The sequence below is a fragment of the Bdellovibrio sp. ZFWA1 genome, assembly GCF_056175665.1.
In genome coordinates this window covers 96,229-122,011 of sequence record NZ_JBJKJH010000002.1, presented here as the reverse complement: position 1 = coordinate 122,011, position 25,783 = coordinate 96,229, and the positions used below count along the sequence as shown (strand labels likewise).

Below are 25,783 nucleotides of genomic sequence, written 5' to 3'. Positions count from 1 at the left end.
GATGTCAACACCTCAACTGTCATTAGTCCTGATTAAAGGCGCCCCTCGGCAATCTGCCGAACCGAGTCTAAAAGACATCGAATCATTTCTATCTAAATTTCAGATCCCTTACGAAACCTTCGTAGGAACTCACCAACAAATATCTGATTTTTGCAATAAAGCGCAAGGTCAGTACATTGTCCTGACCAATGCCGAGCTGACGTCGCCTCTGGGCGATGCGTTTAAGCTTATTCAGGCTCTAAGCTCTTCACCCGATATCGAAATAAGTTTTGGAAATCGTTTTGCAAAAAAAGAATCTCCTTTTCTACATCTGCAAAGCGAACGCAGCCAACTTGACCTCATTTACACGCCCATCTTTCGCAAACACCTTCGTGGCCTCTTTCAAGATCCCCTTTGCGACTTGGTAGCTTTTAAAAAATCTTATTGGGATAAGCTTAAACCACAGCAAAAGAGCGAGCTGAATCAAGCGCGATGGACTCCGTTCCTACAACGACTATGCCTTGAAACAAACGCTAGAACTGCTGATATTCCCATTTACGACAATGGCCAAACAGATCCTGCTTGGCCACGTTGGAAAAGAAAATTTCAAATGATTTGGATCAATGCTAAGTTTTAGATCTCGGCCAAAAGCTTGTCGATCAACTTCGTTGACTCGTTATCCATCACCAACAGTCGATCAGATTTAAACAGCCCTTCGCTCACTTCGCTTGGAGCAAAACAAAGCATTTGATAAAAATCAATGCTCTTAGTTATTTCGCTGCCGTAGTCTCGACGTAAACTTGGCGACAAATTCTCGAGAAGCTTTTCAACCGTCATCGAAGCACCTTGGTTTTCAGACGCCTTACCAAGCACTTGATACCAAATGTTCAACATCTCTGCCGAGTAAGCCGCCTGGTTTTTGTCTTGCAAAAGTCGCTGAGCTTTCTTTAAGCGTTTTCGAACGACATCTTTGACGGTTTTTTCTTTGCGCCCCCACCCCAGTATCAAACTAGCACGGACTAACAAGGTCAACAGCACTCCGCCAAATACAGGCCACCAGAAAATAGGATTCACTGTGGAAAATTGCGCAAGTGCTGAAGGTGTCGCCTGGGCTTCATCTAACAAATCGTAAGCCGGAGGTAGAAGTGGCGCCTGAACTACTTCTTTTTTAGAGCTTCCCCAATCCTTTAAAGGACTGGCACTTCCAACAGGCGCATTAGGATTGTCAACAACACGAAGAGTGATGGGCAGTGAATTCCTAGAGTAGTATTTTCCCGTCTTAGGGTCAAAAAAACTGACTTTGATTTCTGGAATAGTAATGTCTCCGGTCTCCCGGGGAATAACTAAAACTTCGAACTCTTTATAGGATCGCCCGTTTTTAAAAAACTTCGCGTCCGATTTAGTATCATAGACTTCTAAATTCGATGGAAGATTCAAGGCTGGAAGCTCAATCAATTTGGCATTGCCCGCCCCTTCAAAACGCAGTCTCATCGAAAAAGGCTGATTTACCGGATAGCTGCCATTCCCATCAATTGCCGCTTGCACGTCGAATTCCCCAACAGCTCCAGAGAAATCGGAAGGTCGCCCTTCGGTTGGCAAGGGCTTAACAGTGATTTTTACCGGCTGTGAGGTTTTTGTATATTCATAGGGCTTACCCCAAAAACCACCGAATCCTTGCGAAGGCATCCGAACACGAGACTTAATTTTAAATTCATCAATAACAGCTATGCCTGCCTTTATGGGAAACAGCGCATGTGAGGCCAATAAAGCTTTTCGATAAGGAACCCCATTCAACACTTCTTCTCGAAACTGAATACTTGGGACCTCTTCGATGATTTCCTTCCAAAAACCTTTTAACGACGGAAACTTCAAACGATCCAACGATTCCATTTGTCCACGAGTGTACAAATACCAATTTACCGTGATCTGCTCGCCTTCGTAAACGGTGTCTTTGTCGACTTCGACTTGAATGAAAAAGGCTTCATTAGGATTTTTAGGTGTTGTGCGAACGGCCGGATTTAACATTTCACCGTCTTCATTAAAGCCACCTGCCCCACCGCCTCCTTGCTGGAGTAGGCGTTGTCGACTTTGTAAAAGCTGCCTAAAAATTTCGTCTTCGGCATCTTGCATGGCTTGAAATGGATCGTCTTCAGGCTGCGCTTGCCTTCCACCATTTCCAGCCCTTCCGCCGCCATGGGCGCTGGCCTCAACCACTCTGATTACGACAGGACTTGTGCGAAAGGTTCTACCATTCACAACCACTTCAAAAGAGCCAATGGGAAAAGATCCCTTTTTTCTGGGAGCCAACTGAAAGTTGAAATCCCGAGTCTTTGACGACTCAAAATGCATTCCATTTGCACCTTGAACGAGTCTGCTTGAATTTGAATTACTCACCCAGGTATTTAATAACTGAAAACCTTCAAAGTCCGGAGATCGAGGCTCGTCAGCTTCGAAATCATCCTCACTACTGACGCTCACCGTGACGGTCAGCGTTTCATCCAGACCAATCTCTTTAGAGTCCGTCCTTATAGCGACTTGAACTCCAGCCCAGGCTGAAACAAAGCCAAATAACAAAAAGAAAGAGATCGCAATTTTACCAATCTTTACCACGAGGGCTCTCCTTCGAATCACGCTTATTATACTCTGCTCGAATTTTTTGTTCCTGATTCTTTAACTCACCTAAGATTTTTTTTACGTCAGCTTCGTTCAAATCCTTACCATTAAACTGGCGCGGCACATACTTTGGACTCTCGGCATATTGCTTTTGCTTCTCGCCCTGAGGACCCTGCTGATCTTTATTTTGATTTTGATCTTTAGGATCTTGTTTATCGTTACCATTGCCATTTTGCTTTTGATTGTTTGACGAGTTTTGCTGTTGTTGCTGCTGTTGATCGTTTTTCCCTTTACCGCCCCCCTGCTCTTGCTGGATCAAAAGTTCGATATTGGTTTTGGTCTCGATCGAATCTGGCTTGTACTTCAACGCTTCTTGATAAAATACTAAGGCCTCATCGACTCGCTTAGCTTTTCCCAAAAGTTGCCCAGCATTAAATGAGGCCACAAAGAGCTCATCATCAGCGCGAGCATATTTCTTGGCATTAAGATAGGCCTTCAACGCGTTTTCAGCGTTGCCTAAAGCTTCTAAAGACAATCCCATGTTCAAGTGATGAGTCGCGCTGAAGCTTTCATTTTCAACTCCTCGGAGACTGGCTTCGTAGGCTTTGGCAGCTTGATTGTCTTTTAAAAATCGAGCTGCTTCTTTACTTGCTTGAACCGATTGAAGTTCGGACTGTAAGCGCTGACAACCAGTGCCCAGTCCTACAAAACCAACCAACGATATAACAATAAGAATCTGTTTCATTGAAAACTTCATGCTGCTGGCACCTCAAAACGTCCCTTCCAGAATCGGAAGGACTGCCTTCTTTCACCAAGTCCAACTTCAAATATTCCAATCAAAATTGCCAACAAAAGAGGCCATTGAAATTTTTCGTCGTATTGGGTCACCACCGAATTTTCAAATTCTGCCTTTTCCAATTTTGAAATATCATCAACGATTTGCCGAATATGAGAGCCGCCAAAACTTGCAAAGTAAAAAGCTCCCTGACCAGAATCTGCTAAACTTTTTAGAGCATCACCCTTGACTGAGCTTACAACAACCTGCCCGCTAGGATCTTTTTTATAACCTTTTAAAAATCCTAAACCGTCACGAACTGGAATCGTGCCGCCTTTTTCCGTCCCGTATGCTAAAGTAAATACACGAATATCATCTTTAACCAAGGTCTCTTTAGCGTAATCCAAAGCCCCCTGCTCGTGATCTTCACCGTCCGATACCACCAATAGGACACGTGTCACTTTCACCGCTTCTTGATCTCCAGCACCACCTCGATCGAAGGCCTCTTTAGCCGCCGTCAACATATCTAAAAAATTCGTCCCCTGAGAAGACACTGAATTCGTTTGCAAGGAATCCAAATACATCTTCACGGCATTCGGATCATTTGTCATTGGCGACAACAAAGCTGCAGAGCCCGCAAAAGCAATAACACCAATTTTATTTCCCGGCATAAGATCGACCAGCTTAGCCAACTCGGCTTTAGCTTGTTCAAGACGGTTCGGCTTCACGTCCTCTGCGAGCATCGAATCCGAGACGTCTACTGCCAGAATGATTTCAACTCCTTCAGATTTTACTTTTTGCTGACTCTGCCCAGCTTGAGGTCGAGCTAAAGCGACAATCATTAGCGCCAAACACACAAACTGAAGGATCATTTTTATTCTTCGTTTCAATGGCGACACAGAGGTCGTTAAAAAAGGAAACGGGCGCTGCCCCAGTACGGCCTTAATTTTGTTACTTTGCCGACGTCGCAACCACCACGTGGCCAAGAACAAGATTGGAATCAATAAAAGAAACTGAAAATACATTGGACTTTCAAAACGAAACATTATGGAGTCCTCCGCAACCAAGTCAATCCCAAGACTACACCTAAAGCGTAAAGAATCATCCCAATCAAAAGCCAGTCCCTATAAAGTTCTGAGTACCGGGTGAATTTGTTAATGTCGACTTTGGTTTTTTCTAAACGATCAATTGTATTAAAAACCTCTTGCAACCCTGTCTCCCGGGAAACTCGCCAGTATTTCCCACCAGTCTCGGCCGCCATTCGACTTAATAACTCTTCATTCACCGTAGACTCAAAAGGTTGATAAGTTTTTATTTTGTTACCAAACATATCTTGCGTAAACACAGGAATTTGCGTCGGCCCACTCTTGCCCAAACCAAGAGCATAGGTCTTAATGCCATAACCTTTGACAATTTCTAAGCCCGTTTCAGGATCGATGGTTCCACTATTATTTTCACCATCTGTCATGAAAATCATAATTCTGCTTTTGGCCTGAGAATCCTTCAAGCGTCCTGCTCCGGCCGCCAAGGCCACACCGATCGCAGTTCCATCTTTGATTCGAGCACTCTGAGCCGTGGTGATTTCCTCAATCCGCTGAACAAGCACTTGATAATCCAAAGTTGGGGGCACTAAAGTAAAGGCCTCTCCGGCAAAGATCACTAAGCCAATTCGATCCGAGGTTCGCTTTGTAACAAAGTCTTTAATTTTTTCTTTAGCAGCCTCTAACCGATTCAAAGGCTGCATATCTTCGATTAACATTGAGTCCGAGATATCCAAGACAATTACAATGTCGATTCCCTCGACATTCTTTTTTACCTTCGTGTTGGCTTCTTGCGGACGAGCTAAGGCTATAATTGCAAGTATCAACCCCAAGGCCTTTAAAATAAGAGGCAACCATAATAGTTGCGAGCGCAGCGAAGAAGATAAATTTTTAAACGCCTGAATAGAGCCGAACTGCAAAGTGGCAATCTTCTTTTTCTTGGCCAGAAAGTACCAAACAAGAACTGCCAAAAGCGGCAGAATCAGAAGTAAAGAATAAGGAGATTGAAAAGTACTCATCATAGAGCACTCCGCTTTAATCGATCCATTTTTTCTGCTAAAACGCGACTGCGCTCTAACAGTCTTAACACATCAGTCATTTCGAGGTTCTTAGCAGCTAAGGCTTTCTCGAACTCGGAAACAGCATGAACCAATTCTTTAGAGCATTCTTTATAAATCAAAGGATCATACCTTTTTGTACTTTTAATGACTTCAGAAATTGGCCATTTGTCGGCCGGGACTAAAAGTTCTCGAGTTAAAAATAATTGAAATATTTTATAAATTTCCTGAATATTGTTTTTTATCTGTTCAGATGAAAGTGAAGAACCTACATGTATGCTATGCTCCCGCACCAATTTGCGTAGCGAATGATGCAGTTGGTGCAATGCAGACATTGAGGAATCATGAATAGAAAGTTGCTCTATTAACTGACGGCGCTGCCACCAACGCCAAGTTTTCCTACCCATAATACCAAAAACGAGCACCGAAAAAGCAGCCATTGATATCCATAGCCAAATCGGCCAGCTCAAGATCAAAGGCCCTATGGGACCAAAAGGCTCTGGCTTCGTCTGCGGGTCTGGCGGAGGCAAAACCGAAGCCACAGAAAACTGAACTGGCCCCAAAGAGACCACGTCCTCACCAATATTTAATTTCAAATCAGGTAATTCGGTCACCCCTGTTTGATAAGAAGTTACTTTAAGATCAACCTCTTCGGGATTGCGAAACTCAGCAGACACTAATTTTAAACGATACTTATCAGCAGGTTCTAAAACAAACTGAGCGTGATCCAAAGGTTTCTTTGGCCACTCTCCTTGGCAGACTAAATAGAACTCACGCCCCACCGTCAGTTCATTGTCCTTTAAGCCAGAAATTTTAGGGATATCAAGCTTACACTCCATTAGCGTCTCCGAAAGAAATTTACAAGTGGGGTAACATAGTCCGTACTTGAATTGACTTCAATCCGATCAACTTGGCTTTGCCTTAATAAGCGGTCTCGACGCTCGGTTCGCTTTTTCATTTCATCAAGATAACTCGCTCGGAAGGTTGAGGACCCCGTATCTATCGTGATGATTTCGCCCGTTTCAGCGTCTTGAACATCAACCACGCCCATATCTGGAAGCTCTAACTCAACGCGATCATTAACAACACAGGCTACCACGTCGTGCTTTCTTCCCAAAAAGCGCAAAGATTGATCATAGCCTTCATCAATAAAATCCGAAAATAAAAAGACAGTGGCCTTCTTTTTTAAAATACCTTGTAAAAAACTAGTGGCACTTTCAATTCGCGTACGGTGCGACTTTGGCTTAAAATAAAAAAGATCACGCATTAGACGCTGCACATGCCCCCGGCCTTTTTTGGGGGGAACGTAATGCTCGACTTGATCTGAAAAAAGCAGCAATCCAATCTGATCGTTGTTGCGAACCGCACTGAATGCCAATAGAGCTGCTAAATGGGTCATAACTTCGCCCTTGAACCATTCACCCGAGCCAAAATCTGTAGAGCCGCTAACGTCCACTGCCAAGATCAGGGTCAACTCACGCTCTTCCTCGAAGGTCTTGATAAAAGTTTTTCCCGTTCGGGCTGTCAACGTCCAAGAGATATTACGAACATCATCCCCAGGGACATACTCTCTGAAATCAGCAAAAGTCATCCCTTGCCCTTTGAAAGCCGTGTGATACTCGCCGGCAAATAAATTATTTACCAGCTTTCGAGTATTCAGCTCTAAAAGTTTGACCTTCTTAAGGACCTCAGGAGGTAAAGCCACTGCTACACCACCTCGACCGCAGTTAGGATCTCTTTGATGATTTGATCTGCTTTTATATTTTCAGCTTCCGCTTCGTAAGTCAGGATCAGACGATGTCGAAGAACGTGATAGGCAATTGCCTTGATATCTTCTGCGACAACATAGCCACGCCCCCGCAAAAAGGCATGGGCTTTGGCTGCTCTGAATAACGAAATTGTCGCTCGTGGGGAACCACCAACTTGAATTAAGTTTTCCAAGCGCCCCAAGCCATAAGCTTTGGGCTGACGAGTCGCCATCACGATTTCAACGATGTAGTTTTTAACCTTTGCATCGACATAAATTTGGTCCACGCGAGACGCTGCACGAAGCAAATCGTCTTTGCTAATCACGGCTTGGATTTGTGGCTTTTCATTAGTACCCATTCGATTCAAAATCTCCATCTCTTCAGACTTGCCGGGATAGTCGACGTTGATCTTAAACATGAAGCGATCCATCTGGGCTTCCGGCAATGGATAAGTACCTTCTTGCTCGAGCGGATTTTGAGTGGCCAATACTAAAAAGGGATTTTCTAGCTTATACGACTGATCACCAATCGTAACCTGCTTTTCGGCCATGGCTTCTAGCAATGCGGATTGCACTTTTGCGGGTGCCCGGTTGATCTCGTCCGCAAGAACAATATTCGTGAAAATAGGTCCTTTGCGCGGAGCAAATTCTGCTGTTTTCGGATTAAAAATCATCGTTCCAATTAGATCCGTCGGTAAAAGATCCGGCGTGAACTGAATGCGATTAAAATCCAAGGAAATAGTTTTTGAAACCGTTGCGATCGTCAGTGTTTTGGCCAAACCTGGGACACCTTCCAAAAGAATATGACCACCCGTTAAAAGCCCCATCAAGATGCCATCTACCATTTCTTTTTGACCCACAACCACTTTGTTAATTTCTTGGGCCATTTTTTCGATGAACTGACTTTCTTGTTTGATCGCCGCGTTAAGCGCCATGATATCAACTTGCACACTCACCTCCGGAGTAAAAATCACCCTCTATTTCACTCCTATTCGAGGAACTGTGCAACATTTCCCTCTGAAACTTGCCTTTTTATAAAGTCCGTAGGCAAAATAGGACCTATGAATAACTCCACTAAAGTCTGGCTCTTCATCTTAGGCACTTCACTTTTTTTATTGGTTCTTGGTTACCAATTAGGCGGACGTCTGGGGCTGTTTATTGGCTTTCTGATGGCCATTGCTTTTAACATCATGATCTTCTTTTTCGGGGAAGACCGCCTCTTATCGAAGATGAAAGCCCGGCCTGCAAAAGGTCAGGATGCGTGGGGCCTTAACTCCAAAGCAGAGCGCTTTTCAAACTTAGTGGGAATCGAGTGCCCTCGCATCTATATTTTTCCATCGGAAAGCATCACGTGCTTTTGCACATCACAAAGATTAGGCCGGGGCAGCATCGCTTTTTCCGAAGGCTTGCTTCTGCGCCTGCGTGACGAGGAACTTGAAGCCATCGTAGCCCATCAGATCTGCCAAATCAATCGCATGGACAACTTCGCCTTTAGTGCCAGCTCAACGATTGCCAACTCCCTAGTTGGTTTCGGCAGCTTGCTAGATCGCTACCTGCCTTTCCGCTTTTTTGAAACCTTACTTTCGCCTTTGGGTTGGTTGATCATCAAGCCTATTTCGCCAGCAAACAGCTTTTACCAAACGGACACCGCAACCATTGAGCTGCTGGACAATCGTTTTGTCCTTGGCAAAGTACTATGGAAGCTAGAAGGTTACGCCCAAAGCCTCCCTCTGGATATACCCCCATGCACTAGCCATTTATTCATCACCCATCCGCAGTCTATTCAGCAAAAGAATATATTTTTAAAACTTCACCCTCCCATTGAGTTCCGGCTACAGAACCTGATGGGATACTTTCCACCTTAGAAGGAGGAACTATGCACGATAATATGGAAGCCTCTTTTTCGATGTTAATCATGAGTGTTGCCTCTTCAGCCGCCATGGCTTTGGGATTGACCCCCAACCCTCAGACTGGAGAAACACAAAAAGATAAGAATATGGCTCGATTTAATATCGACCTGCTTATTATTTTAAAAAGTAAGACTAAAGGAAATTTAACAGCAGAAGAAGAGCAGTTTTTAAATTCACTCATCACAGACTTGCAAATGAAGTTTGTGAACTCATAGTTTTCCAAAAATTAAGGAGATATTCATATGAAAAAGTTCCTTTATACTGGATTGGCTTTAACGGCAGGAGCCCTTATTGCCTTCGGACTGAATGCTCAATCACAGGTCCCCCAAAAAACACCCCCAAAAATGAACATGGGCGAAGCTCTGCCAGCAAATGCCTTTATAGAGCTGGCTAAGATCATCAATCCCGCAGTGGTAAATATTTCGACCAGTGTAGTTCCTCGTGGTCGCCCTCAGCGCGATCCAATGCTAGAAATGCTTGAACGCTTTTACGGTGTTCCTGCTAGACCTCAGCCAAAAGGTCCAGTTCAAATGGGTTTAGGCACAGGTTTTATTATTCGTGAAGATGGCCTGATCGCCACCAACGCCCATGTGATTGAAGGGGCTGACATCGTTAACGTGCAACTAACTGAAAAATCAGACAAGCTTTACGAAGCCAAGGTTATCGGCGCCGACAAGCGAACGGATATTGCATTGATCAAAATTGAACCAGACGGGAAACTTCCTGTCGCAGCATTAGGCGCCTCTAAAGATGTTCAAGTTGGTGAATGGGTGGCCGCCTTCGGCAATCCTTTTGGCCATGGCCACACGATGACCAAAGGAGTTATCTCGAGCAAGGGACGCGAGATCGGAGAGATCAATAAGATTCCTTTACTTCAAACTGATGCCAGCATCAATCCAGGCAACTCTGGAGGACCTTTAGTCAATCTTCAGGGCTACGTCATCGGTGTCAACTCTGCAATTGATGCCAGGGCTCAAGGGATTGGCTTTGCAATCCCCATCGACGAAGTAAAGCAGATTATTCCGCAATTAGAAAAGCGGGGTTTTATTCGGCGTGGATACATTGGCGCCGGCCTTGCTGACTTGGATCCAGAGGCTGCTGAATATTACGGCTTCCCTGAATCCATGGGCGCCGTCATAACCGTCCTTGAAAAAGGAGGGCCAGCTCATAAGGCTGGAATCAAACCTTATGATGTTGTGATTGAGTTTAACGGAAAGAAAATTCGCTCCTCTACAGAATTGATCGATGCGGTTTCCGATGCAGAAATCGGAAAGGCAACAAAGGCCATCATCATGCGGGGAGCAAAAAAGCAAACCGTGCAGATAGTTGTCGCCGAACGTCCTGAAGAGAAACTCGCGAAGGCTCCGGTAAAAACTAAAGAAGCTACTAAAGGCATCGAATCACCGCACAACTTGGGCTTCTCGATAGCTGACCCCACAAACGCGCTTAAAGCCGAATGGGGCTACCCAGAAGAGATGAATAGCCCCATCGTTGTAGCCGTTCAGCGGGACTCTACAGCCGCACGGGCAGGACTTCGAATGGGTGATATCATTTTAGATGTGAACAAAGAGAACGTCGAATCCGCTAAAGATGTTCAAAATAAGTTGAAAGCCAAAGGGAATACTCTTCGTATTGCCCGCAGCGGAAGAATTCTCATTTTGAACTTTTAAAAAATAAATATTCAATATTTTCTCAAGAGGCAGTTTCTCAAAAAAGCTGCCTCTTTTTGTATCTTAAATAACGCCAACTATTATTAACTTTAGTTTAACATGGGATTTCTGTTTCTTAACGGTTTGTCGATGTATTTAGGCATAAAATAATCGCTATGGCAGAAAGCAAAAAATTCGATCTCGAGTTACTGACCCTACAACGAAGCTTCGTCGGTGGAATACCCGATCGTCTAGAGGCTATTCAAGAAATGCTTCTGCTACTTGAAAAATTTCCTACGACTAACGAAGCTCCCGAAACACTTCGAGGTCTGATGTCCGAAGTTCATTCCCTCAAAGGATCGGCATCCGCTCACGACCTCTACTGTATTTCTAGACTTTGCCATAAAATGGAAGACCTATTAGTCGGAATCTCGAAACAACAAATTAAAATTTCCAGTAGCAGTGTTTCGGTCCTTCTTAACTTTGTTGATTTGATATCAAAATACTGCGAAGAGTTCTTAGAATCTAATGTTCCCCCAGATATCAACGAATATGAAATACAAATTAAGCAAATTGATCTCATAAAGCAACTGACTGAAAATTCTCGATCGGGCCTATATAAATTAACCAAATCCCTCTCGCACTTAAATCGCATTTTTGTCCTGGATGATGATCAAGATATGTTGGCAATTTATCGCCTCGCTCTGCAAAAAAACCTTGAACAAACGACAATGTTTTTTCATGACTCAACTCAGGCGATACAACAAATTATCTATTTCAAACCAGATCTACTGATCTGCGATCTACATATGCCCGAAAAAAATGGTCTAGATATTTTAAAAGAAATTCACTTATCACATCTCTCTGGCCTGCCCGTACTTTTTGTCACCGGAGACATCGACTCAGATTTAGCAAAGTCCGCTCTTCAGTCGGGAGCGCTCGCTGTTTTAGATAAAAATCTCATCAACCCTCACTTTTCCCAGTGGCTCCAAAACTATCTTCGCCATTTGGAAACGAAGCAAATGTCTCTGAATAAGACAGCGGTATGAACGAATTGAAATCTTCTTCAGCTAATTTTTTATCCAGTCTATGACGATAAGTACAATACGTTATTGATGTTTTTTTACGATTGGAAATTATTTGAGTAAGGCACGACTTCAAAACTTCAATGCCATATTCCACGAAGAATCCTTTGGTGGGGATTTCTTCACTAATGCGCTCAACGCAAGCTCAAATCTGTTTTGCATCGTGAAACTTAACACCGATGTCGAAAATCACTATACGAAAATGACCATTCATCACTTCAATAACGTCTTTGAACAAGTCGTTGGCCCCCACACAAAAATCAAAGGCCAAGACATTCGCCAATTCATCGAGGCACAAGATTTTTTCAAAGAAGGCGAATTCTTAAGCTCAGAAAATATCCAAGGTCAAAAAATCCCAGCGAATTTAAAAACCTACTGGGGCGATTCATTCAATGTAATGGTAAGCTGGAATCTTTTTGAATACGAAAATCAATCATTCATCTTCTTTGCTTTTGACAACTTTCCATTGCCTGAACGAAGTGATGAATCGAAATCGCGCCTTAAAGAAGTTCCAGTTAGCCTTCGGGAAAAACAATTTTTTTCATTCCGCCGGCTTTTAGCAAATATAAAAAACCAATATAAATTTAGTTACCCCGATGGGCCCGAGTTAAATATCAAAATTGATGATCACTTATCTGATCAAATATTAGGCCCCGAAGCAGCTCTTTATGCTTCACTTCATGCCGTTTTTGAACTCTTCTCTAAAGCCAAGATCAAAAGCTCGGTGCGCATGACCTTATCACCGCACCCTGATCGTCCTCGAGTTGCTCGGTTGCTAGTCCGCACATTCGGCCATCTTCCTGAGCTCAACTCTATGGACTTCTACAGCCACGTCTTCGAAGCGCTCGGCGGAAGCTTTAGCACAGAAACCCATATCGATTCGGATTCTTCAATTTATATCTCGATTCCCTTTGATCCTATCGCCGGCGAGATCCCAGCCTCCCCAGCCCCTGAAGAACGGTTGCCGCGCATGGTACCAGTAGGTTTAAAAACACTCTTTGTCCCAAGCAATCAGACCAACAAGCTGATTATTGAACACTTTATCGAAGGCCTTCACCTACACTCATCGTTTGCTTTCGATGTAGAGGCGACCCTAAATCAATATCAAACATCAAATCCCGATATCCTTTTTGTCGAGGTCACTGCACAAGAGATCGAAAAAGCCGCTGACATCATTGAAAAGGTTCGCAGTCTCGAGTCGACGTTTCTAACGCATAAGGCGGCCATCATCGCCATCATTCCCGATGAGGCTGGATCAGCGCTTCCGCAACGAATGATTGAATGTGGGGCCAATGCCTGCCTTTCGGAAAGCTATAGCCGCAAAAATCTGCTCGAAGCTATGATTCATTTCGCCCCAACCGTCTTAATTTGAGATTTCTATATTAAATACACTTTTTTCTAGACCTTGGTCTTTAGTTTTTAAACAGGATGCCGTTATTAGACTTAAGTCAGTTAGTGGCTGTTAGATATGCAACAACGAACGGCAGCCTGAAAGGAAACAATGAAAATCACCGAGGTCAAAGTCTTCCCTGTGAATGAAGATCGACTCAAAGCTTACGTCTCTATCACAATTGAAAATTGCTTTGTAGTCCGTGACTTGAAAGTCATTCAAGGCACCAGCGGGCTTTTTGTAGCCATGCCTTCTAAGAAAAGAAAAGATGGGCAGTTTCGCGATATCGCCCATCCTCTGAACCAAGAGACTCGAACGATGATCGAGGACATGGTGTTTGAAGCTTATGAAAATGAATTGAAATCTATGGGAGCCACTTTGGTGAATCTAAAACGCCAAAAAGGACCCGACTACAACGGTGGGGATGATTATTAAGCCGATGGCGGCTGATACTCTGCTCGCATAGATCTCACTGCTCACTACCAAGGGCTTGGAGTTCCTCCAGGCCCTTCTTTTTAGCAATTTCGCACCGCGCTAGACATTGAATTACCGACCAGATTACCTTAGTTTACAAAGCTCTTAAGCCGTTGGGGTATCGCCAAGTTGGTAAGGCATCAGATTTTGATTCTGACATCCGGAGGTTCGAGTCCTCCTACCCCATCCAATTCTTTGCTGAGTTGAAAACGGTTTAATTTTTTAAAAAACCACCGCGAGGTGGTTTTTTTTTGCCTTCTTCAAACGCGAACCAATGACCTATCCATAAGCTTGCTTCTCAGAACAATAAGTACCTAATTCAGAACAGAACCTAAGGAAAAACGAAGAAGCACGCTCTGCGGCTGCATCTTTTCGATGCGCTCTCAGGATATACTTCGACTCCGTCAAAAAAAATAAAGTATAGATGCTGGCCTAACACAAACGGAGAATACCTATGAAAAAGTATCTATTTCTTTTTTTAACTATCATCATAATTCAAGATCAAGCTCATGCAGAAATCTGCGGAAAAACAGATGATCGAGTTCCATCATTCGACACAAAAGTCGGAAGGGCTTCCCGTGAAAATAAGGCAGGGGTCTGCGTTGCAACACTTGTTGGAAAAAACTGCGTGGTCACTTACGGAGCCTGCACTCAAAATATTGATTTCGTCGAATTTAACGTTCCGATGTCAGTCGCTGGAGTGCCCCAATTTTCAGACTCTACTGATAGATACTATATCAATAAAGATTCAGTCGCTTTTGAAGCACGCGGCATAGGTCAACAATGGGCTGTACTAAAATTGCTTCCTAACTCGGTAACTGGAAAACATGCTGGAGACATCCAAGAATTTTACAAAGTTGCGAAAAGAAAATCCGAAGACAATGATCCAATTAAAGTCATTCAGTATTCTTACGCCCTTAGTGATACCGAATATGTTCGCGAAGGAGTCAACCCAAACCAATACGGTGATATGATTCATTTTGCTCAAAGCAGTTCAAACGGTTCGCTTATCAAGGCAAGTATATTTTTAATTCCTGAAATCATTGAGCACAATGCGGACACATCATACGGAAGCGGTGGAGCCCCCGTTATCAACTTAAAGACCGGCGAATTAATCGGAATCAACACACACGGCGGTTGTCGAGCTACCTATCTTGTTACGGCTGGAGCAAGATATACGAACTCAGGGACTTCAACAACAGGCTCCTCAAAATTTAGAAGAGCTATTGAAGCATGTAACGCCCATTAGTCATTAGAACCTTATTTATGTCTATCGAGCCCGAGCCCGTCCCAAATGACGGGCTTTTTCTATGAAAGAACTGATCTGTCTTTCATTACGGTTTTTAATTTCGTCAAAACTAGTAACCTTTAATACCTTCACTCCGCAAAAATCTAAAACGCCCTTTTTGACCATATTTATTGAAGGATTTCCTAATATAAATCGATTCCACCAATTGGGTGCATCGGTTGAAATAATGATTTCGCCAGTTCGGCCTTTCAACAATCGCTCCCAAAACGGACTATTGGGCCGATACTTAAACGCAAAACCTGGAAGCAGGATCCTATCAAAAAAACCTTTTAGCAGAGCCGGAACGCTACTCCACCAAATCGGAAAAACCACCACAATATGCCGAGCATTTAAAATCATCTTTTGAGCACGAACAAGATCTGGCTCTAATTCCTGGATCTTTAAATATCCTTTGTGCAGTATCGGATCAAAATTTAGATCAGATAAATGCAGAACTTCAACTTCAGCCCCTTGCTGACGAGCGCCATCAGCATATGCCAGGGCTGCTTGAGACAAAAAGCTTTCTTTATTAGGGTGGCCGTTGATAACTAATATACTCTTCATGTTGACAATGTAAACATTGATGTTAACATTGTCAACATCAATTAAAAGAAGGACTCATGTCAAGACACTATCACCATGGCGACCTAAAAGCGGCCGCAATTAAATCTGCCCTGATCATGATTCAAAATCGGAATGAAGTTAATTTTACCATACGTGAAATATCCAATGAACTTGAGGTCAGCCCAACAGCCCTTTATAGGCATTTTCAATCCAAATCAGATCTTATAGCGGCCATCGCAGAAGAAGGCTTTTTACGGATCAACCAGGTCTTCGCCCAAGAAAAAAGCAAGTCTCGATCGGCCGATGATCAGCTGTGGGATTTGGGGTTTGGCTATATTCAATTTGCTCTTAATAATCCAGGGCACTATCGCGCCATGTTCCACCAGGATCTTATATGCGATCCCGAAACTTCTGCTAGTTTAAGCGCGGCTGGGGAAAAGGCATTTCTGTACTTATTAAATACAATCGAAGAAGGAATGACCCAACAGGTTTTCAAAAAGACAAACGCCATGCAATGCGCCCGAACTATCTGGGCAGCAGTTCATGGATTTGCAACTCTATTAATTGATGGCCAGTTCAAATTGCTAGAAAATGAAAAAGAGATCCAAAAAAGTATCAAACAACATTTAGATCTAATATTAAAAATTCTTCTTTAGCTCTTTAAACAATTGGAATCACTACTTCCGTTTTCAAATCAATAACAGACACCTGATCCGGCGTTGTTAAATAAACCTCGTAGACGGCAATTTTCTTGTTGAGCTTAAGCTTCTTAGCTTTTTGATGGGCCATAGCCATCCCCCAAGAATTCCCTAAGTGTTGATAGTCGCCTTTATGCAAAACCCGCAAAGCTTTGTGGGCCCGCACCTCGCCCGATTCAAAGCCCTGCTCTAAATTTGCAAAAGGCTTTTCGTAAGCAAAACAAGCCCGGTATTCGCACTGCCCAGTTACAAAGTTAAATTCGTCAGTAAAGGAAAGTGCCATTTTTGGTTCGGGCCATTCTTGTTTTTTTACTTTAGCCATCATCGCTCCAAAATCACTTTCCATCATTGGCCCTAAATCAGCGATCGCACACGACCTACGCTTGGCCACGAAATAGAAACCACTCTTGTCACCAATGCCCAGCATCTCACTTTGCGCTTTAACCTGGCCATCCTCTAGAACTGACTTTACCATCTTCAGCCCTCTTTGAAAATCATTGCCAATCCAAGCCTGCATTTGCTTTTTCATGAAAAACAGAAAAAATGGCAGTTGTCCCTGCATAGTCCATTTAAACTCACACTTCTCGGGTCCGAGTTCATTTAAATCCCACACAACCGGAGACACTGACTTCCAAGGCTTAAAAAATTCGATCTGAAGCTTGACGGATTTTTTATCAATAGCATCCTGAAGAGTCATTTGCCCTTCACCTATAACATCCCCCCGCCAACGCAACACAGACCCAGCCCCCGAAGAGTTGCCGCTGATTTCAACTTCAGAGTTAGGCTCCAGAACATACCACGGAGACCATTTCTGCCAGTTCTTAAAATCAGAAATGAAAGAAAATACTTCTTTTGATGATTTGTTGATTACAATTTTTTCTGTAATGCTAAAACGGACGTCTAACATAGGCGAACTTCTTTCGGTTGACGCATTATTTGCTAAATATATTCTGGATTATATGTATATGTTCTTGCAAATGCTTCTTTGCTTCGGCTGGACTGCGCTTAAGGCGAGCCGTCTGTAATGCCCCCTGTAACGAGCTTAAAACATAGCGAGCAATCGCATCCTCGCCGCCCATCTTTTTAAGATAAGTCGAAGAATGAATATTACGAAATCTTGAGCTAAGCCATCTTAACTGAAGCGTGTAAAAAGAATTTAAGTCCTCTAACACTTGACCGTCTAACGCTTCTACTTCGATGCAAAACGCCCCAATCGGACATATTCTTTGCTGGTCTTTCCACATCGAGATGAAAATCTTAAAATAAGCCTTCAATTGATCTTGATCCGTTCGGGACTCGACTTTCAGGAACCACTCTTTGAATTGTCTTTCAAAGTCTTCTATTAAAGCTGAGGCTAAATCTTGCTTTGACTTGAAATGATAATGAAGACTGGCCTTACGAATTCCCAATCCATCCGCAAGATCTTGAAAGCTAAACCCATTAAATCCATGGGTTTGCAGTAACTTTTGCCCCAAAATCAAGGCCTCTTGTCTCGTATTCATTATACCCCCTTGCTTTGGAGTCTATCTGTTGTTATTATCTACCTATCGGTAGGTAGATAGCAAGAACCATTTTTTACTGTTCAGGCTCAGCTTGAAGGAGACTCCATGAAGCAAAACCAATCCTTTCGCAAAGTCGCAATTATCGCAGGCGCACGCACCCCGTTCACAAAATCTTTCGGAGCGTACTCAAGAACTTCCAACAAAGAGCTCATGACAGCGGTCTTGCAAAACTTAGTTCAGAAAACGAACTTACGTGGGGTCCGACTCGGGGATGTCGCATTAGGTGCTGTTATGAAAAATGCAGCTGATTGGAACTTAGCTCGAGAATCAACATTAAGCTCGGGACTTGATCCCCGCACTCCTGCCTATGATGTGCAACGCGCGTGTGGGACAGGGCTTGAAACTGCCTGGCAGATTGCTTTAAAAATCGCAGCTGGCCAGATTGATGCTGGCATCGCTGGCGGAACCGACACCAACAGTGATATCGCAGGCGTCCTTCCGACTGAATTATCCTGGATCTTAATGGAAGCACAACGCGCTCCAAGCTTATTTGCAAAATTATCGATTCTGTCTCGTATTCGCCTGCGCCACTTGAAACCTCAATTTCCCGTCGTACAAGAGCCTCGCACCGGCAAATCCATGGGCCAGCACTGCGAGATGATGGTAAAAGACTGGGCCATCACCCGTACAGAGCAAGATCAACTAGCCTTTGAAAGCCATCAAAAAGCAGCCAAGGCTTACAGTGAAGGCTTTTACAACGATCTTATCTTCCCATTCAAGGGCCTTGAAAAAGACAGTTTTGTTCGAGCCGAGACAACAATCGAAAAACTGAACAAGCTTAAACCGGCCTTTGACTTTTCAGGAACCGGCAGCCTCACCGCGGGCAACTCGACTCCACTCACAGATGGGGCCTCGGCCGTTCTATTGGGCTCCGAAGAGTTCGCCAACAAACATCAACTTCCTATACTGGCCTACTTCGTTGATGCAGAATCCTCGGCCGTGGACTTTGTTAATGGCGATGGACTTTTGATGGCTCCTACCGCCGCTGTCGCAAGACTTCTGAAACGCAATGGTTTAAGCCTCCAGGATTTTGACTTTTATGAAATTCACGAAGCCTTTGCAGGCCAAGCACTTTCAACGATGAAGGCCTGGGAGTCCGAAGACTATTGCAAAAAAGAGCTGGGACTTGATCAGGCTTTAGGGAAAATTGACCGAACTAAATTAAACGTCAAAGGAGGCAGCTTAGCGTTGGGGCATCCATTTGCGGCGACTGGTGGACGCATACTAGCAAGTCTCGCCAAAATTTTATCTCAAAAGGGTTCTGGCCGCGGCCTTATCTCGATCTGCACGGCTGGCGGGATGGGCATTGCTGCCATCATTGAAAGATAGTTGCCATTAAGCCAAATCACAGGCAGAAAGAGGATATGGAAAACTTCGTTCTGCTTGTGATCTGTTTTGCTCTTGGAATTCTAGCCCAGCGCTGGAAAAGATTTCCAGAAAGCTCGTCCCAGACATTAAATGCTTTTGTCATTTCAGTTTCGCTTCCAGCATTGATGCTGCTGAAGGTACCCGCAATTATTAACAACCAAACCCCGGTCTCCCAAGCCTGGCTACCTGTAGCCATTATGTGGAGTATGTTCTTTTTTTGCTGGCTTGTTGTTCATTTTATTGCTCAAAAGCTCAATTGGTCCAAGCCTAAAACAGGTGCCCTGATTCTAACTACAGGTTTAGCCAACACGTCTTTCGTTGGCCTTCCCATTTTGAAAGCCCTGATCGGAGACGCCGCAATCCCCTATGCCATCTTAGCTGATCAACCCGGCGAATTCCTGATTGTATCTACTCTTGGTGTTCTGGTCGCCTCTCTCTATTCAGGACACGCCGTCACAGCAAAATCGATACTACTCCGAGTGTTTACATTTCCGCCCTTCATGACACTGATCGCCTGCATTCCATTAAGCCAAAGCACCATCATCAACAATATTCTTTTTCAATCGACAGCTCAAACCCTAGCAAATACTCTTGTCCCGTTGGCTTTATTTGCAGTCGGACATCAATGCAAAATTCACTGGCACGTAATTCAACGGCGCGCACAGCCTCTTATCATTGGCCTTTCGTTGCGCTTGCTAGTTATTCCATTGGTGCTGGTTTTTTTATTTAAAATGCTTCTGCCTACGGGGTCTCCACTTCCCTTAGCTATGGAAGTAAGTCTCTTGGAAGCTGCCATGGCCACACAGATCACATCGGCTGTCGTCGCCAACGAATTTCAGCTGGATGGAGAACTTGCAAATCTTATGGTAGCAATCTCGATTCCTATCTCGTTAATGAGTGTCCCACTTTGGCAACAAGTTCTTCACCGAGTTTTTTAAAATGGAAAACTTAAGCCCTCAAGAATATTGCATCTATTTCGTGATCAAAGGCCTGCTAATAAAAGAAGGAAGAACCCTAATACAAGGACGCTTCGCCGCCCCGCTAAAACCCATTAAATACACAGCAACTATTTCCATTCCAAATCCAAAATCGAATCAATTTCAAAAATACTGGAAGGAACTATGGCCTGCGGAATTTTCTTCCTACAGGGATCAGTCTCCCGATCAGTTTCTATCCACCATGCGCCTCAAAGGTCTTCGTCAAAATGCACAGTTAGCTTTATTGGCTTTTTGGCAAGATGCATGGCCTTTGATCGGCCGCTGGGACTATCCAACACCGGAAGAACTTTTAGCAATTCAAGCCGAAGGCTACCGAGTCGTTTCAATTTTAAAAGATCGTCCTTATACAGAAATGATCACCGCGGACAAGAACAATCTAGAGTTTACAATTCATGATTTAGAGCATGCCGCTAAATATTTTGAAGACCCAACCGCCTCAGTTTTACAAAAGGAACAATTCCAGCGCCTTATGTATTTAAAAGCAGAGCCCTTAATACAAGAGCTGATACAGCAGGATCCTCAATTTTTAAAAGACTGGCACTATCTAATTTCTGATATGAATACCGCCCCCGCACATAGTTGGTTTTTCTTTCGAGGAACACTCCTAAATGCCTTTAAAAGAAAAGCCCAAATTCCAATGACCGAAAAACTTCCTGAGAACTTGGAAGAACAATTTTCGAAATTCGAACAAAAGGCGTGTTTAGACTATTTTGGGAATCCAAACATGTCCGTCAAATAAAGGACGTGCCGTTCGGTAAAATCCCCCGCTGATGGCATGATACTGATTCCCTTTTTTTACAACTTCGGCATCAACAGCTAGAATGCCAGAAGGCATACCAAGCCGAATCAACGAAAGAGTCCCCGCATCCTTCACAAGGACCTCATTTAAAATGGACCCGGGAATACGTGCTGCAACTCCCGCACAAAGCGAAACGGTCAGTGGCAAAGCCTTGTGAGCCTGTCCGCTGGCAATTACTCGCATTGTAAAATCCATTTCATCGGAAGATATTCTTTCACCATCCGATGTAACAAACCCTTTAGGAGCACTGACCAAAGCAATATAAGGCACTGATAAACTTTTGCTTGCGGCTTCAAGATTAGGCGTGATGCCCATTGCGACGGATGCGGCTTGCCGAATCAACTCGAGCTTCCGAAGCAATTCTTTGTTCATCTCGAGTTCTTCCGCAGACTCGTTCCCCACCAAATTAAAGTGCTCGGCCTTCAGGAAAACTGTGGCATTAGCGGCGTCAACCAAAGAAACCATAACGTCACCAACTCCCGGCACACCCAGCATTTCTTGGACTGCGCCAGTGGGAAGTAACTTACCTGTGCTGGCTCCACCTGGATTTAAAAAATTCAAGCGAATGGGCGAGCCAAATCCGGCAACCCCGGGGATGGTAAAGTCGCCGTCAAAGACAGGCTGATTGTCTTTAACAGTAAAACAAGATTCGATAATCTTTTGTGTATTGGTATTTAAAATGCGAACCTTGACCTCTCCGTCAGACACCGCCCCCATCCAGCCCTGCTGAATCGCAAAAGGCCCCACCGCACTTACAATATTTCCACAGTTTCCATTGTAATCAACCTTCCGATCTTTTACGGAAACCTGAACAAATGTATATTCCACATCATAGTCGCGTTTATTAGAAGAATTAGAAAGAACACCTACCTTGGATAAAGATGATATTCCCCCGCCCATTCCATCAAGTTGACGCGCCAAGGGATCGGGACTTCCTAGAGCAGCTAGAAACAAAGAGTCCCAACAAGACTTGTCTAAAGGCAAATCTTCAGTCTTAAACAACAAGGCCTTACTTGTTCCGCCTCGATAGAAACTAGCAGGTATTCGCTGCATACAATCCCCCTCCCCTAAGAATAATCCAAGTTCCAAAAATGACAAGCAAAGGCTGAGTGTCTCTTTTTTAGACAGTTTACCTATCTAATCACCTCTTTATTTGGAAGCGAACAAGGCATCGGTTTTGTATTGGAAAGTCCCGCGAACTAAAACTTTAAATAAAAGTTTCAAAAGGAGTTTCCAATGTCAGGTAAGAAAATCGTTCTTGCAACCATGGCCGCCATTTCTATGACCTCGGCTGTTCAGCCCGCCTTTGCAAACAAAGAAGGCGTGGGAACTGTTCTGGGAGGCATTATCGGAGGACTTTTGGGAAATGCGACGGGCGACTCTGAAGTCAGCCGCCGAAATGGCACTATTATCGGAGCCCTAATTGGTGGCTTTTTAGGGAATCGAATTGGTGCATCTATGGACGAGGCCGACAAACGAGCCTACGCCGATGCTCAACGCCGTGCTCTGGAATCTCGCATAGGTGAAACTATTGAATGGGAAGGCTCGGACTATGGAGGTCGTACGGGGGCACAAGGCGAAGTCACCACGACAGACGATGGATACCATAAACGAACCGGTGAGTATTGCCGTCGTTATCGCAGTGATTTCAGAGTCAACGGCCGATCGGACTCGACAGTCGCATCTGCTTGTTTAAAGCGTAGCGGTCAGTGGTACGATGTTAAAGAAAGCGATATTAATTGGAATACGGTTTCAAACGATGGCGGCCTACCTGGAGCTGATGGCTCCATGGAAAACTCTCAGTCATTCATTGGCGGCACTTTGGTGAATACTATTACGCGAAAATCAGGTGGTGAATGGATTCGGATACGCCTCTCGAATGCGTCCATCCTAGAGCGTCTGCATTTAGAGGTACGAGACAACAATCTTAAAATTCATCAAATCATTGTTGTCACCCGTCAGGGGCATAAGGTGCCTATCAACTTTGCTGGAACTAATGCTATCTTTAACAGAGGATCAACTAAATCCCTCGACCTAAGAAGCATCGGTGTTAGTACGGGCTATATCGATATCCGCGCAGAATCCTATGGTGGCATCGCCTCAATGAAGGTCCTCCTAGAGGACATTCACGGAGACGAAGTGCGCTCGAAAGCTGAACGCTTCTAACGACCAAAAGGCTGTTGGTTTTTTTTACGGCTCGCGTACTCAATCTCGCGAGCTAAATTTCCTTCTGCCAATCCATACTTTTCTGATAAGCCCAGCTCTTGAACAACGAGTTGGGCTTCTTTTTTGCCCAAAATAAATTCTTGAAGTCGTTGTATTTTTGAAAGCAAGTCTTCCCCGCGCTCGCGAAGAGCCTCCATACGCACCGACCCCAAACCTGCCGTCTTCCATTGGGGAACGTATTTTAAGGCAGACTGTGCAACTGCGGAATACATTGTATTTCGGCACTCTTGATCTGGCTTGATTTGATGACGATGTCCAAATTGATCTTCAAGCTCGACAATATGCTGTTCACAAGGTTTTCCGCAATCTTTAAACGAAGAGCCTTTACTAAGGAATGCTGCAAAAACACAATGCTCCATATGAAATGAAGGCATGTACTGAAGAACCGAAATCTCTATTTTATTAGCATCTGCAGAGTGAAGAAGATCCGAAACCTGTTGGTGGTTCAAATCATAGGATGCACATACTGAATGCAGGCCTTTGTTCAACAAATATGATGCTGATAAATGATTGGTCACATTCAAACTAAAATCTCCACGCAATTCTCCGGCAAATGGAGACACTTCGGTAAAGTAACGAAGAGACCCTAAATTGCGCACCAAAATTATATCTGGCGCCAATCGCTCGATCACTTTTAAATTATTATACTCTTGAGGTTTTAGAATTCGCGTCGTCGCAATACCGACTTTCAACCCCGCAGAACGTACCGCCTCGATTGCCGGCTGATAATCACGTCCAAATTCAAAATCTAAAATAACTGCATCGATGGTTTCTTTCGAAAGGCGCTGCGACATTACCGCAGCAACCAAATCTTCTACCTGCCCAATTTCACGCAGCAATATGTTTAACCTCATCAATCCCGGGCTCTGCACCGCCGGACTCTTTTTCTGCTCGATCCATTCAACGACCTCACCAACAGGCTTCACATTAGCGACAAATCCATCAACAGTCGTCGCCATCAATGACTGATCTAAAAGAGCTGCCGCTTGACGACGCACTTCTTTGAGTTCTTTATGCGCAATAAATAAAGGCCCCTCGTCGGAACGCTCAATTTGAATCTTCACGGCTTCGAATTGAGTCCCGCCAAGGGCCGCTAACTCTTCTGCAATAAAGGAATCCTCGACGCCCCGGCTTTTTGCTGGCTCAACATTTGATTGAGTCATTGCCTGAACAAATCTTTTTCCATCTGACATTGTCACACGTAATGGCTGACCCGACTCCATCTTAACTTGAATTTCAACAGGCACTCGACGGCGTAGATTTTTATCATTCCAAGATTTAAAAAGTTCTTTTTTTAAATCACCATCATGGTTAAGCCAAACTCCGGCGCCTTCCATTTGCAACTCAAGCTTGAAATCTCGACTGAACTTAAGCTCCCACTTGTTACGCTGACGTTCAAGCTGACGGCACTCGTATATTTGCGCGCCCCGCTCGATTTTATCCATCCCTCGATTCCAAGCGATCATTATACCATCACCAGGCTTCAAGTGAACCTCAGTGGAAGTTTCTAAGATGATAGCGTCTTCATGAATATTTTGAACTTGCCCGATGCGGTGCCCACGGTGAGCAGAATATCGACCGTTTACAAGCTTCTGATGATCAACACCATGAAGCCATCCCGAAAAAAAACCTCGAGAGTAGGTCGTTGCCATCTTCGCAATTGATTTGTCAAACTGCCGCTTAGAGACCTTCTCGCCCTGCTCATGCAAATCAATCACTTGACGATATTCACTGGCCGCAGAAGCCACATAGTCAGGAGTCTTAAGGCGGCCTTCGATTTTAAAAGTATGAACCCCAATATCCATCAAAGCCGGTACTTCTTTAATTCCGCAAAGATCTTGAGGCGAAACCAGGTGCTGCCTATCTACTAACTGTTTCTTTTTACCGTCGACGATCATCTCGTATGCAAATCGACAGCTTTGCGCGCACTGCCCGCGATTGGCCGAACGCCCGCCGATTCCTTCAGAAGTAAAGCACTGCCCCGAGTAAGCAACACAAAGAGCCCCGTGTACAAAGACCTCAAGTTCTTTTTCGGTTTTAGCTTTGATAAGCTTGATTTCTTCAATTGAATTTTCACGCCCCAATACAAAACGCTTGATTCTTAAATCATCTAGCAAAGAAATCGCTTCATGATTTGTGATGGTCATCTGAGTTGATGCATGAATCACTTGCTCTGGCGCAATCTGACGAATCAACTGCACAACACCAAGATCCTGCACGATAAAAGCATCGGGTTTTAAAGGAATGATTTTTTCTAGAGCTTCAGCAAGACGTTGAAGTTCATTTTGAAAAATTAGAATATTCAAGGCCAGGTTGACCTTCACGCCATGGGCATGCGCCATATCGATCAATTCTTTAAGATCATCTAGTGCTAAATCGACAGTGCGACCACGAGCATTGAAACCAGGAAATCCCACATAGATCGCATCAGCGCCGTTGTGGATTGCCGCAAGTGCCATTTCTTTGTTGCCGACAGGTAGCAATAATTCGTGACGTGACTGATGTGACTTTGGCATGGGAACTCCTTCAGCTCTTGAAAAGCCCCACTTTATATCGCACT

The 25,783-nt window shown here is 44.1% G+C and carries 25 protein-coding genes and 1 tRNA gene; 14 read left to right on the top strand and 12 right to left on the bottom strand.

Annotated elements, in window-relative coordinates; translation table 11 throughout:
- The first annotated feature begins 1 nt into the window (after position 1).
- Positions 2-616, top strand: a complete 615-nt coding sequence (locus tag AC04MN_RS10160; protein ID WP_475383094.1) for a hypothetical protein — start codon at positions 2-4, stop codon at positions 614-616.
- Here the strand turns inward: AC04MN_RS10160 and AC04MN_RS10155 are convergent.
- Genes AC04MN_RS10155 through AC04MN_RS10125 form a run of 7 tightly spaced genes read right to left on the bottom strand, consistent with a single transcriptional unit; the run spans position 613 to position 8,162 of the window.
- Complete coding sequence (locus AC04MN_RS10155) at positions 613-2,589, bottom strand: BatD family protein (protein ID WP_475383093.1); 1,977 nt, start codon at positions 2,587-2,589, stop codon at positions 613-615. The genes AC04MN_RS10160 and AC04MN_RS10155 overlap by 4 nt on opposite strands.
- Positions 2,573-3,349 carry a tetratricopeptide repeat protein gene (locus AC04MN_RS10150; protein WP_475383091.1) on the bottom strand — a complete coding sequence of 259 codons (777 nt, stop codon included), beginning with the start codon at positions 3,347-3,349 and terminating at the stop codon, positions 2,573-2,575. Before AC04MN_RS10150 ends, AC04MN_RS10155 begins: the two co-directional genes overlap by 17 nt.
- Positions 3,346-4,413: a vWA domain-containing protein gene (locus AC04MN_RS10145; RefSeq protein WP_475383090.1), complete on the bottom strand. Its 1,068-nt coding sequence runs from the start codon at positions 4,411-4,413 to the stop codon at positions 3,346-3,348. The genes AC04MN_RS10150 and AC04MN_RS10145 overlap by 4 nt, the downstream gene beginning before the upstream one ends.
- Positions 4,413-5,429: a VWA domain-containing protein gene (locus tag AC04MN_RS10140; protein WP_475383088.1), complete on the bottom strand. Its 1,017-nt coding sequence runs from the start codon at positions 5,427-5,429 to the stop codon at positions 4,413-4,415. Before AC04MN_RS10140 ends, AC04MN_RS10145 begins: the two co-directional genes overlap by 1 nt.
- On the bottom strand, positions 5,426-6,304 hold the full coding sequence (locus AC04MN_RS10135) for a hypothetical protein (RefSeq protein ID WP_475383087.1): 879 nt from the start codon (positions 6,302-6,304) through the stop codon (positions 5,426-5,428). The genes AC04MN_RS10140 and AC04MN_RS10135 overlap by 4 nt, the downstream gene beginning before the upstream one ends.
- Positions 6,304-7,170 (bottom strand): DUF58 domain-containing protein, encoded by an 867-nt coding sequence (locus tag AC04MN_RS10130; RefSeq protein ID WP_475383086.1) that lies wholly within the window; start codon positions 7,168-7,170, stop codon positions 6,304-6,306. The genes AC04MN_RS10135 and AC04MN_RS10130 overlap by 1 nt, the downstream gene beginning before the upstream one ends.
- A 2-nt stretch (positions 7,171-7,172) precedes the next feature.
- A complete protein-coding gene (locus tag AC04MN_RS10125) occupies positions 7,173-8,162 on the bottom strand; it encodes an AAA family ATPase (protein ID WP_475383085.1) in 990 nt (329 codons plus the stop codon).
- Between the two features lie 111 nt (positions 8,163-8,273).
- Here AC04MN_RS10125 and AC04MN_RS10120 point away from each other — a divergent pair, with 111 nt between their 5' ends.
- The 8 genes from AC04MN_RS10120 (at position 8,274) to AC04MN_RS10085 (ending at position 14,969) form a co-directional block, all read left to right on the top strand.
- A complete protein-coding gene (locus AC04MN_RS10120) occupies positions 8,274-9,077 on the top strand; it encodes a M48 family metalloprotease (protein ID WP_475383084.1) in 804 nt (267 codons plus the stop codon).
- Positions 9,078-9,088: 11 nt separating this feature from the next.
- Positions 9,089-9,337, top strand: coding sequence for a DUF1844 domain-containing protein (locus AC04MN_RS10115; protein ID WP_475383083.1), 249 nt, complete (start codon positions 9,089-9,091; stop codon positions 9,335-9,337).
- Positions 9,338-9,364: 27 nt separating this feature from the next.
- Positions 9,365-10,792, top strand: a complete 1,428-nt coding sequence (locus tag AC04MN_RS10110) for a trypsin-like peptidase domain-containing protein (RefSeq protein WP_475383082.1) — start codon at positions 9,365-9,367, stop codon at positions 10,790-10,792.
- A gap of 155 nt (positions 10,793-10,947) precedes the next feature.
- Entirely contained in the window at positions 10,948-11,820 is an 873-nt protein-coding gene (locus tag AC04MN_RS10105; protein ID WP_475383081.1) for a response regulator, read from the top strand.
- A 91-nt stretch (positions 11,821-11,911) separates the two neighbouring features.
- Complete coding sequence (locus tag AC04MN_RS10100; RefSeq protein ID WP_475383080.1) at positions 11,912-13,228, top strand: hypothetical protein; 1,317 nt, start codon at positions 11,912-11,914, stop codon at positions 13,226-13,228.
- A 129-nt stretch (positions 13,229-13,357) separates the two neighbouring features.
- Entirely contained in the window at positions 13,358-13,681 is a 324-nt protein-coding gene (spoVG, locus tag AC04MN_RS10095) for a septation regulator SpoVG (protein ID WP_475383079.1), read from the top strand.
- 153 nt (positions 13,682-13,834) lie between these two features.
- Positions 13,835-13,910: transfer RNA gene (locus AC04MN_RS10090), tRNA-Gln, on the top strand.
- Between the two features lie 264 nt (positions 13,911-14,174).
- On the top strand, positions 14,175-14,969 hold the full coding sequence (locus AC04MN_RS10085) for a trypsin-like serine peptidase (RefSeq protein WP_475383078.1): 795 nt from the start codon (positions 14,175-14,177) through the stop codon (positions 14,967-14,969).
- Positions 14,970-14,990: 21 nt separating this feature from the next.
- Here the strand turns inward: AC04MN_RS10085 and AC04MN_RS10080 are convergent, their stop codons facing one another.
- Positions 14,991-15,572 (bottom strand): NAD(P)H-dependent oxidoreductase, encoded by a 582-nt coding sequence (locus tag AC04MN_RS10080; protein ID WP_475383077.1) that lies wholly within the window; start codon positions 15,570-15,572, stop codon positions 14,991-14,993.
- Positions 15,573-15,628: 56 nt separating this feature from the next.
- On the opposite strand from AC04MN_RS10080, the gene AC04MN_RS10075 reads away from it, so the two are divergent.
- Entirely contained in the window at positions 15,629-16,228 is a 600-nt protein-coding gene (locus AC04MN_RS10075; RefSeq protein ID WP_475383076.1) for a TetR/AcrR family transcriptional regulator, read from the top strand.
- 4 nt (positions 16,229-16,232) lie between these two features.
- Here the strand turns inward: AC04MN_RS10075 and AC04MN_RS10070 are convergent, their stop codons facing one another.
- Positions 16,233-17,177, bottom strand: a complete 945-nt coding sequence (locus AC04MN_RS10070) for an SRPBCC family protein (RefSeq protein ID WP_475383075.1) — start codon at positions 17,175-17,177, stop codon at positions 16,233-16,235.
- A gap of 25 nt (positions 17,178-17,202) precedes the next feature.
- A complete protein-coding gene (locus tag AC04MN_RS10065) occupies positions 17,203-17,772 on the bottom strand; it encodes a TetR/AcrR family transcriptional regulator (RefSeq protein WP_475383074.1) in 570 nt (189 codons plus the stop codon).
- Positions 17,773-17,877: 105 nt separating this feature from the next.
- Between AC04MN_RS10065 and AC04MN_RS10060 the strand changes: the two genes are divergently transcribed.
- Genes AC04MN_RS10060 through AC04MN_RS10050 form a run of 3 tightly spaced genes read left to right on the top strand, consistent with a single transcriptional unit; the run spans position 17,878 to position 20,937 of the window.
- A complete protein-coding gene (locus AC04MN_RS10060) occupies positions 17,878-19,161 on the top strand; it encodes an acetyl-CoA C-acetyltransferase (protein WP_475383073.1) in 1,284 nt (427 codons plus the stop codon).
- Between the two features lie 35 nt (positions 19,162-19,196).
- Positions 19,197-20,138 (top strand): AEC family transporter, encoded by a 942-nt coding sequence (locus AC04MN_RS10055; protein ID WP_475383072.1) that lies wholly within the window; start codon positions 19,197-19,199, stop codon positions 20,136-20,138.
- Position 20,139: 1 nt separating this feature from the next.
- The gene (locus AC04MN_RS10050) at positions 20,140-20,937 is read left to right on the top strand and encodes a hypothetical protein (RefSeq protein WP_475383071.1); all 798 of its coding nucleotides are present in this window, start codon (positions 20,140-20,142) and stop codon (positions 20,935-20,937) included.
- Here AC04MN_RS10050 and AC04MN_RS10045 read toward each other — a convergent pair.
- Entirely contained in the window at positions 20,899-22,050 is a 1,152-nt protein-coding gene (locus AC04MN_RS10045) for a PrpF domain-containing protein (protein WP_475383070.1), read from the bottom strand. The genes AC04MN_RS10050 and AC04MN_RS10045 overlap by 39 nt on opposite strands.
- Positions 22,051-22,233: 183 nt before the next feature.
- Here AC04MN_RS10045 and AC04MN_RS10040 point away from each other — a divergent pair, with 183 nt between their 5' ends.
- The gene (locus AC04MN_RS10040; RefSeq protein WP_475383069.1) at positions 22,234-23,163 is read left to right on the top strand and encodes a beta-sandwich domain-containing protein; all 930 of its coding nucleotides are present in this window, start codon (positions 22,234-22,236) and stop codon (positions 23,161-23,163) included.
- On the opposite strand, the gene AC04MN_RS10035 is transcribed toward AC04MN_RS10040, so the two are convergent.
- Complete coding sequence (locus AC04MN_RS10035) at positions 23,160-25,739, bottom strand: peptidase U32 family protein (RefSeq protein ID WP_475383068.1); 2,580 nt, start codon at positions 25,737-25,739, stop codon at positions 23,160-23,162. The genes AC04MN_RS10040 and AC04MN_RS10035 overlap by 4 nt on opposite strands.
- Positions 25,740-25,783: the final 44 nt, after the last annotated feature.